The sequence below is a fragment of the uncultured Lacinutrix sp. genome (genome assembly GCF_947500605.1).
Classification (GTDB): Bacteria; Bacteroidota; Bacteroidia; order Flavobacteriales; family Flavobacteriaceae; genus Lacinutrix.
In genome coordinates, this window is sequence record NZ_CANMSJ010000007.1 from 110,853 (window position 1) to 122,660 (window position 11,808).

7 protein-coding genes are annotated in these 11,808 nt (G+C 32.2%); 1 reads left to right on the top strand and 6 read right to left on the bottom strand.

Going from position 1 to position 11,808, the window contains the following annotated elements:
- Positions 1-128: 128 nt before the first annotated feature.
- The 4 genes from Q0935_RS11295 to uvrA form a co-directional block, all read right to left on the bottom strand.
- On the bottom strand, positions 129-2,540 hold the full coding sequence (locus Q0935_RS11295) for a thiamine pyrophosphate-dependent enzyme (RefSeq protein ID WP_299385950.1): 2,412 nt from the start codon (positions 2,538-2,540) through the stop codon (positions 129-131).
- A gap of 162 nt (positions 2,541-2,702) precedes the next feature.
- Positions 2,703-5,540, bottom strand: a complete 2,838-nt coding sequence (locus Q0935_RS11300; protein ID WP_299385953.1) for a metalloprotease — start codon at positions 5,538-5,540, stop codon at positions 2,703-2,705.
- Between the two features lie 439 nt (positions 5,541-5,979).
- Complete coding sequence (locus Q0935_RS11305; RefSeq protein WP_299253747.1) at positions 5,980-6,669, bottom strand: TIGR00730 family Rossman fold protein; 690 nt, start codon at positions 6,667-6,669, stop codon at positions 5,980-5,982.
- A gap of 102 nt (positions 6,670-6,771) precedes the next feature.
- Positions 6,772-9,603, bottom strand: a complete 2,832-nt coding sequence (uvrA, locus tag Q0935_RS11310; protein WP_299385955.1) for an excinuclease ABC subunit UvrA — start codon at positions 9,601-9,603, stop codon at positions 6,772-6,774.
- Positions 9,604-9,967: 364 nt separating this feature from the next.
- On the opposite strand from uvrA, the gene Q0935_RS11315 reads away from it, so the two are divergent.
- Positions 9,968-10,492 carry a hypothetical protein gene (locus Q0935_RS11315; RefSeq protein WP_299385957.1) on the top strand — a complete coding sequence of 175 codons (525 nt, stop codon included), beginning with the start codon at positions 9,968-9,970 and terminating at the stop codon, positions 10,490-10,492.
- A 3-nt stretch (positions 10,493-10,495) separates the two neighbouring features.
- Here Q0935_RS11315 and Q0935_RS11320 read toward each other — a convergent pair whose 3' ends face one another.
- Both Q0935_RS11320 and Q0935_RS11325 read right to left on the bottom strand, forming a co-directional pair.
- Positions 10,496-10,882 (bottom strand): hypothetical protein, encoded by a 387-nt coding sequence (locus Q0935_RS11320; protein WP_299253757.1) that lies wholly within the window; start codon positions 10,880-10,882, stop codon positions 10,496-10,498.
- A 4-nt stretch (positions 10,883-10,886) separates the two neighbouring features.
- Positions 10,887-11,624, bottom strand: coding sequence for a hypothetical protein (locus Q0935_RS11325; protein WP_299385959.1), 738 nt, complete (start codon positions 11,622-11,624; stop codon positions 10,887-10,889).
- Positions 11,625-11,808 lie beyond the last annotated feature (184 nt).

The following is an 11,808-nucleotide window of genomic DNA, read 5'->3' on the forward strand; positions in this document are numbered from 1 at the left end:
ACGAAGTTAACTTATTTTCTTTACAAAGTCAACTAAAACAAAGGCTTCAAAATACATCATAATTTAAAGCATAAAAAAAGCGCTTACTAAAAGTAAACGCTCTGTTTTATTATTTTTATGTTGAAATATTATCTCAATTTAGGATAGTCATTAGGATTGTTTTCATGCATTACAGCATAAATAGCTTCGTAAATATCTTCAGCTGATGGCTTAGAGAAATAATCTCCATCTGTACCATAAGCAGGTCTATGTGCTTTTGCTGCAAGTGTTTTTGGCTGACTATCTAAATGTTGGTAACCATTTTGTTCGTTTAAAATTTTATCTAATAAATAAGCTGAAGCGCCTCCAGGAACATCTTCATCAATAATCATTAAACGATTTGTTTTTGCTAAACTCTTAACAACATCATGGTTTATATCGAAAGGTAATAATGACTGTGCATCAATAACTTCAACATCTATACCTACTTGCAATAATTCTTTTGCAACTTCTTGTACAATTCTTAGTGTAGAACCATAAGAAAGTACTGTAATATCGTTTCCTTCTTTTACAGTTTCTACTACACCTATTGGTGTTTTAAATTCTCCAAAATTGGTTGGTTTTTTCTCTTTAAGTCTGTAACCGTTTAAACATTCTACAACTAAAGCAGGTTCGTCACTTTCTAACAACGTGTTATAAAAACCAGCAGCTTTAGTCATGTTTCTTGGTACTAAAACATGAATACCACGAATTAGGTTTAAAACACCTCCCATTTGTGAACCAGAGTGCCATATACCTTCTAAACGGTGTCCACGAGTACGCACAATTAAAGGTGCTTTTTGGCGTCCTTTAGTTCTGTAGTGTACTGTTGCAAGATCGTCGCTCATTATTTGTAGCGCATACATAATGTAATCTAAATATTGAATCTCTGCAATTGGTCTTAAACCACGCATTGCCATTCCAATACCTTGACCTATAATAGTTGCTTCGCGAATACCAGCATCTGCGACACGTAGCTCTCCGTATTTTTCTTGTAAACCTTCTAAACCTTGATTTACATCTCCAATAGCTCCAGCATCTTCACCAAAAATTAGAGATTGTGGATATTTAGTAAAAATGGCGTCAAAATTATCTCTTAAAACCACACGACCATCAACTTCTTCGTTGCTGCCATCGTAAATAGGTTTAATTTCTTTTATGTTTTCTGCTGCCGATGCAGTTTCATTATGTAAATGAGAACTGTATTTTGGCTGAATAGCTTCGAAATAAGAATCTATCCATTGTGTTAATTGAGTTTTAGCTGAAGAGTCTTCAGATACTAAATATCTTAAAACACGTCTTGCTGCTACAGCTAAATCTTTACGAGCAGGCTCTGCAATTGCAAGTAATTCGTTATTTATTTTTTCAATAAACACTCTATTTGCACTTGAAGCGGCTACTTGTGTTAATATTTCAGAAATAGTAGTTCTTTCATTTAAAATAGGATTTAAGTAAGCATTCCATGCAGCTTTTTTACCTTCACGAACTGCTTTTTTAATTCCTTTTTCTATTGTAATTAACTCTTCATCTGTAGAAATCCCAGTTTCTATCATCCACTTACGTAATTGTACATTACAATCCGTTTTTGCTTCCCAAGCTAAACGCTCTTTATCTTTATAACGTTCGTGAGAACCAGAAGTAGAGTGTCCTTGTGGTTGCGTTAATTCGTTTACATGTATTAAAACAGGTACATGTTCTGTCCTTGCAATTTTAGCTGCTTCTTGGTACGTTTCAATAAGTGCAACGTAATCCCATCCTTTAACACGAAGTATTTCGTAGCCTTTCGCTTCGTTATCGCGTTGGAATCCGCTTAAAATTTCAGAAATATTTTCTTTTGTAGTTTGGTGTCTTGCATGCACAGAGATACCGTATTCATCGTCCCAAACACTAATTACCATTGGTACTTGTAAAACACCAGCAGCATTAATAGTTTCGAAAAATAAACCTTCACTTGTACTTGCATTACCTATAGTTCCCCAAGCAATCTCATTTCCTTTTTTAGAAAACTTAGTATCGTCAATCCCTTCTACATTTCTATAAATTTTAGAGGCTTGCGCCAAACCTAAAAGTCTTGGCATTTGGCCTGCAGTAGGTGATATATCTGAGCTTGAATTTTTTTGTTTTGTAAGGTTATTCCATTGGCCGTTTTCGTCTAAACTAAAAGTAGAGAAGTGTCCACCCATTTGGCGACCACCAGACATTGGCTCTAAAGAGATGTCTGTGTTGGCATATAAACCAGAGAAGAAGGTTTGGATATCTAATGCTCCAATAGCCATCATAAAAGTTTGGTCTCTGTAGTAACCAGATCTAAAATCACCATTTGCAAAAGCTTTAGCCCATGCTAATTGTGGTACTTCTTTTCCGTCTCCAAAAATTCCAAACTTGGCTTTTCCTGTTAAAACTTCACGGCGACCAAGTAGACTACATTCTCGACTTGTAACAGCAATCTTATAATCTTCTAAAACCTGTGCTTTAAAATCGTTAAAGGATAGCTCTTTTTTTAAGTCGGAATTTGTGCTCATAGTTATGGTTTTTTTGAAACACAAATTTAGTTAATAAAACTGATTTTTGCAATACGAAAACGTCTTAAAAAATTGCTAAATTTTTAACAAAAACACGATTTCTCTAAGAATAGTTAAAAAATATTCAATAATTGAAAAGGACGTTGAGAATTACCTAATGTTTTAGTACCATCTTCTGGTGAATAATTTAAGCAATGTTTGTGGAGATAAAGTAACGATAAAACGAATACTTTGGTCATAGTTAGGTTGTGCTATTTCCCATCCTAAATTAGAATATACTGGGAGATAGAGCTCAAAATAGTCTTCGACTAAGTTTAAACGAATTCCCGCATCGTAAACAAATTTAGGGTTTTTACCATGGTTTTTAACCAATCCAAGATCACCGTAAGCCATAATATAACGCCAAATGGTTGTACTTGTATTTGCAGTTGTTATCCATTGGTTTGCAAAGGCTGGTTCTAATTGCGATTTAAAACCACCTTCTGAGACTACTAATTGCTGACTTAATAATCCTGCTTCTTCAGAGCGCCCTAAATAGTCGTAATCGAAAAGGTAATCTGTTGGTCTGTCTAAAGCAAAACTAAAGAAATCGGTATCTTGATACGTCTTATTATATATAAACGAACCTGCATAGAGACGTAAATTATACTGTCTGTTACCTTCGGTAAGTTTTCTAAACTCTGCAGTGGCAGAAATTTTACCAAAGTTTTTAGCCAATTGTAAATCTGTATTCCAAGCACTAAAGTTTTTTAAATTTGGATCACTCTCTCCGTATCTTGCATTAAAAACACTGTATTTAGGTTCTCCATCGGTTTCAAATTCTCCAGTTGGATCTACTTCTCTGTCTATATTTACATATCTAAAGCTTAAAGAACTCTTTCTATTGTCTCTTAAATTGTCTGGATCTCTAAATCTAAAATCTACATATGGAGTGTAAGAGGTATAAGATAGGTTAGGAGCGTAGTTGTAGTATTCGCCTCCAATACCATATTTAGTGTAATAATTTCTTTTGTTTTCTCTTCTATCGGCATAGCTTACAGAAGCACTACCAACAATTTGTTTACTTTTTATAGCGTATTTAGGACTTAACTTGTACAAGAAGTTCTTAGATAAAAGTGTTTTGTTATAGAGTTTTAATCCAGGAGAAAAGCCATCGTAAAAATTATAAGCAAATTCTGGCATAAAGAATACTTGACTGTAATTAGGGTCTTCAATATCCTTAAACAATCTAAACTGTAATGGCTTATTGTTAGATAAAAAGCCACCTAAGGATTTCCAGTTATTTCTTAAATTCATCTCTGGAATGGTGGTATCGTAATTTAATGCGAGCTTATCGGCATCATTATTTGCAATAGTTATAGTTTTATAACCTTTAAAACCTTCAATCCATTGTTTAGATATTACACTGTCGTTTTTAATAGTAAATAAAGAGACAGGCATTAAATGGTCTTTTTTATTTTTAATAGTAATGGTTAGAGAATCATCGGTTTTTTCAACAGATTTAATTTTAAAATCTATTTTTTTACTAGTACCTAAATAGTCATCAAAAAACCAATTGATGTTTTTATCTGTATGTGTTTTTAAATAGTCTTTAAAAGCTTCAGACGTTGTTGTTTCTAGCTTGTTTTCTATTAAATATTGTGTAAGCATTTTATTCATGGAGTTTAAATCCATATACTCATCAAGGTATTTTAAACCTACACCTGCTTTGTATTTGTTAGCAATGTTTTTATTAAATTTTAATAGCGAATCTTTAGGCATGTCTAATGGCTGATCTAGGTTAGAACGTGCCATATGCATGTATAAAAAGTTGTATTGGTCGTTAAATTTTAAGTCCGATGCATGAAACGCTCTAACACCCCAAACATTGGCTAACTTTCCAAGAATTTTCATGTCTGGATAAAACTCTTCAACGTATTTCATTAAGTAATACGTTTGTATACCATCTATTAACCACTGGTCTTCTCTTGGGTTAATTAGTAAAGTGTTTTCTAGATAGTTGTGTAAAGTCGACTTTAATATTTTTAACTCGTATTGAAACGTATCTGAAAAAGGACGTACAAAATCTGGCAACAAGTTTAAGCCATAAATAGGACTTTTCTTGTAATCAATTTTTGTTAATAGTACTTTTTTATGCGGATAGCTTCCTAAGTTTTTAGTTATAAAACCTGCTACTTTATCTGTAACAATCGCAACTTCTTCAGGTTCTAAGTTTTCTTCGTCTATATTAGATTCTACCGTAAAAAAATCGGTTTCAACAGTTTTGTAAGTGTCTTTTTTATTTAGAAATAATTTAGAATTAATTCTATCCTTACCTTTTAGTAGTGTAGATTTTGTGTTGTTTTCATTTATCTCTTTAGTAAATTCTTCGTCCAACTCACTTATTAAAGTGTAATTATTAGGATAGTTAACCTCTAGGCTAATGTCTGCTTTTGGTACAAAGGCATCGTCTAAATTTTTGTTACTAAAGTATTTCCATTCACCATTAAAAACGGCAGGAGTAATGTACCAATATCTTAAATTATAATCGCCTTCTTCGGTTATACCATAGCGTGTAAATTTATCGTTCGCAATTTGTACTGTATAACTAAGTTTAAGTGTGTAGCTTTTGTTGGGTGCTAATGGACTGTTTAAAACAACCTTTAAAATATCTGGATGTTTATCTAAATATGAAAAGCTAGTATTTGTATTGTTTTGTTTAATTGAATTTATAAGTGTAAAACCACGATCTTCATCCTTAGCAAAATGAAAAGTGTTTTTAAATTCTTCTGCAAATCGTTCAGCTAAAGGTGTGTCTTTTTCCGAATAACTATTACTCCAGTCTGTTAAATATATAGTGTCTAAAGTAACATTAGATGTGTTAAAATATTCTATTGTCTGTTCAATATTTATGCTTTTGTTTTCAATATCGAAAGTAGCATAAATATCAATTTTGTTTTGGCTTGAAGCAAACAAACATATAAATAGGCAAGATAAAAAGGAAGTAAAATTTAGATTCAATTTATTTTAAAAAACTTTAAAGGTTTAACATTAGATTCTATTAGTGCAACTTAATACATTCTAGTTAAATATAAATAAATAATTATAAATTTTATTTAATAATAAACGGTTTGTATTTGAGGACTTAATGTATTAAATATACTTACGTAAATAGTAAAAAACGGTTTTTTATTTACCATAATTATAAGCGAATTAAAATAATATTCGTGCCAAATATTATTAAAAGTCTTAATGCTTAATTAAGTTTTATTGTAGTTGTAATATTAGTAACGAAATAGTGTTACTAAAATTGTGTTTATAATTTCTAATATATGGAAGTAGAGAAGTAATGTAAGGCTTCGTAAAGAAAAAAGACACTAGAGAATAAACTTAGTTTTAAACAATTTAAAACAAAAAAAAATAGAGTCTTAATAGACTCTATTTTTTTGTTTTTTTTTTTTTAGAAGTTAGGGCTTAAACCAGATTCTTTATAGAAAGCATCAAGAATAGTAACAACTTCATCTTCTGTATCTACTAAATGAATTAAATCTAAATCGCCAGGACTCACATTAGAAAACTTGTCTAACATTGTGCTTTTAATCCAATCCATTAATCCAGACCAGAAATCTGTACCAACTAAAATGATTGGGAATTTACCTATTTTATTAGTTTGTATTAAAGTGATGGCTTCAAATAACTCATCTAAAGTTCCAAAACCTCCAGGCATTACAACAAAACCTTGAGAGTATTTAACAAACATTACTTTACGTACAAAAAAGTAATCGAAATCTAAACTTTTATCGCTGTCGATATATGGATTATCGTGCTGCTCAAAAGGTAATTCTATGTTTAATCCAACCGAAGTTCCTCCAGCTAAATGTGCACCTTTATTACCAGCTTCCATAATACCTGGTCCACCACCTGTAATAACACCGTATCCGGCTTCGCAAATACTTTTTGCTACGCTTTCGGCTAATTTATAATATTTATGATCTGGTTTTGTTCTTGCAGATCCAAAAATAGATACACAAGGACCAATTTGACTCATTTTTTCGAATCCGTTAACAAATTCTCCCATAATTTTGAAGATTGCCCACGAATCGTTTGTTTTTTTCTCATTCCAACCTTTGTGATGTTGTTCTTTTCTCATCTTATATTATTTGTTTTTGTTTCTATTATTTGAGCTGAATGTATTTTCAGTAACAGAACAGTTATTATTTTTAATTGCTTTCTTTCTGAAAAATCAAGCTTGCTAATTTAGTTCTTTTTTTAAAAATTTAGCGGTATAACTTTTTTTATGTTTCGCAACTTCTTCTGGAGTACCTTTAACAACTATTTCTCCGCCACCTTTACCACCTTCGTAACCAACATCTATAATATAATCTACAGTTTTAATAACGTCTAGATTATGTTCTATAATTAGTACCGTATTCCCTTTATCTGCAAGTTTATTAAGTACAATCATTAATACACGAATGTCTTCAAAATGCAATCCAGTTGTAGGTTCGTCTAAAATATAGAAGGTATTTCCTGTATCGCGTTTACTTAATTCTGTTGCTAATTTAATACGCTGTGCTTCACCACCAGAAAGCGTTGTGCTTTGTTGCCCTAAAGTAATATAACCCAAACCAACATCTTTAATGGTTTTCAGTTTTTTATGAATTTTAGGTATGTTTTCAAAGAAATCTACACTTTCATTAATAGTCATGTTCAAGACATCACTAATACTTTTTCCTTTGTATCTAATTTCTAAAGTTTCACGGTTAAAACGTTTGCCTTGGCAGGTTTCACATTCTACGTAAACATCTGGAAGGAAATTCATTTCTATAACTCGTAATCCACCACCTTTGCACGTTTCACAACGTCCACCAGCCACATTAAAACTGAAACGACCAGGTTTGTAACCTCTAATCATCGCTTCTGGAATTTTAGCAAATAAGCTTCTAATCTCTCCAAAAGTTCCTGTATAAGTAGCAGGATTACTTCTTGGTGTTCTACCAATTGGAGATTGGTTAATGTCTATAACCTTATCACAATGTTCTAAACCTTTAATACTTTTATAAGGCATTGGTTTTTTTACACCATTAAAATAGTAAGCATTAAGAATAGGGTAGAGCGTTTCGTTAATTAAAGTAGATTTACCACTTCCTGAAACACCAGTAATACCAATCATCTTCCCTAAAGGTAGTTTTATAGATACATTTTTAAGATTGTTACCTGTACAACCTTTAAGCTCTATATACTTGCCATTACCTTCTCTTCGTTTTGCAGGAATTTCAATTTGCTTTTTACCGTTTAGGTATTCCGCAGTTAACGTCTTTTCTTTTAGCAATTGTTTTGGTGTGCCTTGACTAATAATTTCACCACCAAATTTCCCTGCTCTTGGTCCAATATCTATAACGTGATCTGCACGTTCTATCATGTCTTTGTCGTGTTCTACAACAATAACAGAGTTTCCAATGTCGCGAAGTGCAACAAGAGAATTAATTAATTTTTCGTTATCACGTTGGTGTAAACCAATACTTGGTTCATCTAAAATATAAAGTACACCAACCAGTTGCGAGCCTATTTGTGTTGCCAAACGAATACGTTGTGCCTCACCACCAGAAAGGGATTTAGAGCTTCGGTTTAAGGATAAATAGGTTAAACCAACATCTAGTAAAAACTGAAGTCTCGCTTTAATTTCTTTAATTATTTCTTCGGCAATTATTAATTGTTTTTCAGATAAATTTTCTTCTAAAGTTTTAAACCATTCAGCTAAATCTACAATATCTTTATTTGCTAATTCGGCTATGTTTTTTCCAGCAACTTTAAAGTATAAAGATTCTTTTCTTAAACGAGAACCTTCGCAAACAGGACATTTTACTTTGTCCATATATTCTTTTGCCCAACGTTTTAAAGAAGTAGATTCAGCATTTTTATACTGGCTGTCTATAAAATTAGCAACACCTTCAAAATCTATTTTATAATCTCTTTTAACACCTAACGTTTTACTATCGACAGAAAACTTTTCGTTACCACCATATAAAATAATTTGCTTAGCTTCTTTTGGGATGTCCTTGTAAGCATCAGTCATTTTAAAGTTAAAGCGTTCGGCAATTAATTCTAATTGTTTAAAAATCCAACTTTTCTTTTCAGGACCGTGTGGCGCTAAAGCTCCTGCTTTAATAGATAAATTAGCGTCTGGTACTATTTTATTTTCGTTAACTTGGTATAAATCACCAATACCATTACAATTATCGCAAGCACCTTTTGGTGAGTTAAATGAGAAATTGTTTGGTTCTGGATTTGGATAAGATATTCCCGAACTAGGACACATTAAATTTCTACTAAAATAACGTGCTTCTTGCGTATCGTGATCAATAACCATTAAAACATCCTCACCATGATACATGGCTGTGTTTATACTTTCGTCTAAACGTTTATCGTCTGCAATGCTATCGTCAATTTTAAGTCTATCGATTACAATTTCGATGTCGTGCATCTTGTAACGATCCAACTTCATGCCTTTAACAATGTCCTTAATCTCGCCATCGGTTCTCACTTTTACAAAGCCTTGCTTACCAATTTGCTCAAAAAGTTCGCGGTAATGTCCTTTTCTAGAACGTATAACAGGAGATAGAATGTTTATTTTTTTGCCTTTGTAGCTTTCAATAATTAGCGTTTTTATTTGCTCATCGCTATAACTTACCATTTTTTCGCCAGTATTGTAACTGTACGCATCACTTGCACGAGCGTAAAACAGACGCAAGAAATCGTAAATTTCTGTAATGGTTCCAACGGTAGAACGTGGCGATTTACTAGTCGTTTTTTGTTCTATCGCGATAACAGGAGATAGGCCATCAATTTTATCGACATCTGGTCTTTCTAAACCGCCTAAAAATTGTCTGGCATAAGCCGAAAACGTTTCTATATAACGGCGTTGTCCTTCGGCATAAATAGTATCGAAAGCAAGAGACGACTTACCACTACCAGATAAACCAGTAATAACAACTAGTTTTTCTCGCGGTATTGTAACATCTATATTTTTTAGATTATGAACTCTGGCACCTTGTACCTCAATATTTTCTTCAAAATTTGTCATAGCAAAAGCATAACTCTGCTCTTTTTAAGCAGATTTGCGAAGTTACGGTTTTTCGCTTTCTTTTTAAAATAGCTATAGTTAGGATTTTATTAAAAGTGCCTTTCTTTTGATGAAAGGAATTTTACGATTTTAAAATTTAATTTATAACTTCGATTTTCGAAATTTTGTCAGTTCGAGTGATTCTGATTTTTTTTATCAGAATTGTATCGAGAACATATAATATGAGCTTCTTGATATAATTTTTCATACTTCAAAATCACTCGAAGTGACATTGTTTTGTCATTCCGCACTTGATACGGAATCCACTTTAAAATTAAGTTTAACATTAACAAGATTCCTGCCTTCGCAGGAATGACAAGAAAATATGAAAATACTAGGAATAGGCTCAAGAATTAGCCACAACGAATTTGGAAAAGGAGTTGTTACAAACGTCGATAACCAGCAATATTGGGTGACGTTTATAGAAAACGGATTGGAAACCATTGCGTTTGATGAAGAGATAGAAATAATAGAAGTTGCAGATAGCGAAGTCGATACTGTTAGTTTTTTTGATGTCGAGCAAAGCTTTATGCGCTTACTTAAAAAGTATAGCGATGTTAGCGAAGTGGTACACATTGGTGATAAATGGAAAGGAGGAAAACTAATTTTAGAACCTGGAGATACCAATTTAAAAAGTAGGGAAATTAAGATTGATGATTTCTTTCATAAAATCACAATGGTTCGTGATCGTATTCGCGTTATGGAACAAAAGGTGAATTCTAGTACTCTTGAAGAGCAAGAAAAAATAGATATACAACAATATATTACACGTATTTATGGCAGCTTGACGACTTTTAATGTGTTGTTTAAGTCTAAGGAACAGCAGTTTGTAGGGCAGAGGAGTAAGTAGTATTTACTGCTCTGTTTTATGGTGTTTAAAAAAATATGCTTTTTTTATTAAAAGAAAGTAGATAACAATTGGAATAAAAACACAAATTATAACGGATGATGCTGTGTAATTACTACCAACACTATCGAAGCTTCTTAAAAAATCTGCTGATATATCGAATAACCAATTTGAAAAGACTGTAAAGTCATTGATAAAAAGCAGTGTTAAGGAGATAACAATAATACTTATAATTTTAATGTAATTGAATTTATAGATTTTATCTATTAAAAACGCCCAAGAAAACGGTATTAAAATAAACCAAACGATAATATTAATCTCTTTATAACTAAAACCTGTAGTTCTGGAAAGGAACATTAAAATTTCGTAAGTTATTTCGAAGAGTTTTTTCATTTAATTACTCTCTGTTTGTCTTAATCCCTTCAATCTCCAAACCTAAAACCATCATTTTATGAAACGTTGGTAATTGTGCGCCAGTAGCTGTAGTTGTCCAATCGCTCCAAGTGGCTTCGAGTCCGTTAATTGGTAAAATATCTACCCACATTTGAAAACTTTTAGGCTTGCCAGTGTCGTCTAAATGCCATAAATACGAATCTCCAGGAGTAGAGCCACCAGAACTATAAGTCACTAATAAAGCTTTTTCATTATTCTCTAAAGTAACGATGCTTCTTGTTGTTCCAGGATCGAAAACCTTATAAGGCGCAACAACCCAAAAGGTATCGTTATTAAAATAGCTTATTGCTTTTTCTATTAATGCTGCACTATTTTCGCCTTCAATTTTTGTTTCATTTTGAAACACTTCATTTTTAGAATTATCATTGAAATCTAAATTTACTTTATAGTTTTTCCAATAGACTTCGCAAGTGTTTTCGGTCTTGTTCCATTTAAAATGATGACGCTTTTTAAAAGTGAATTCTATGTAATCTGTAGCTTTGTATGCATCGTAGTTTAGTGCATCTAACATTTTGTTAGCGAACACATCTGCTTGAGCTGTTTCTTTACCAACAGGTAGTTCTTCGTTATATTTAAAATATAAAAAACCAAAGAGTAGAAGTGTAGGTAGTGTTATAAAAACAATTGCTCCAGCTACTATTTTTAGTATTCTTTTTGGTGTCAGTTTTTTTCTTTTTCTCATTGGGAGATTTTATAAGTTATGTCATTGCGAGAAGAGACGAAGGAACGACGTGGCAATCTCTTTAATTTTAATACAAATTTAAAAGATTGCCACGTTCTTTGTCTTTTAAATGATGAATTATTTTAAAAATTAGCTTCGCTCTTTTAGGTAAAACCATCCGAATTCTAATAAAGTAGAATCCACC

Bases quoted from the DNA above. Each gene is read 5' to 3' on its own strand.
- Q0935_RS11295 (WP_299385950.1), bottom strand. From the start codon at position 2,540: ATGAGCACAAATTCCGACTTAAAAAAAGAGCTATCCTTTAACGATTTT.
- Q0935_RS11305 (WP_299253747.1), bottom strand. From the start codon at position 6,669: ATGAGAAAAGAACAACATCACAAAGGTTGGAATGAGAAAAAAACAAAC.
- uvrA (WP_299385955.1), bottom strand. From the start codon at position 9,603: ATGACAAATTTTGAAGAAAATATTGAGGTACAAGGTGCCAGAGTTCAT.
- Q0935_RS11315 (WP_299385957.1), top strand. From the start codon at position 9,968: ATGAAAATACTAGGAATAGGCTCAAGAATTAGCCACAACGAATTTGGA.
- Q0935_RS11320 (WP_299253757.1), bottom strand. From the start codon at position 10,882: ATGAAAAAACTCTTCGAAATAACTTACGAAATTTTAATGTTCCTTTCC.
- Q0935_RS11325 (WP_299385959.1), bottom strand. From the start codon at position 11,624: ATGAGAAAAAGAAAAAAACTGACACCAAAAAGAATACTAAAAATAGTA.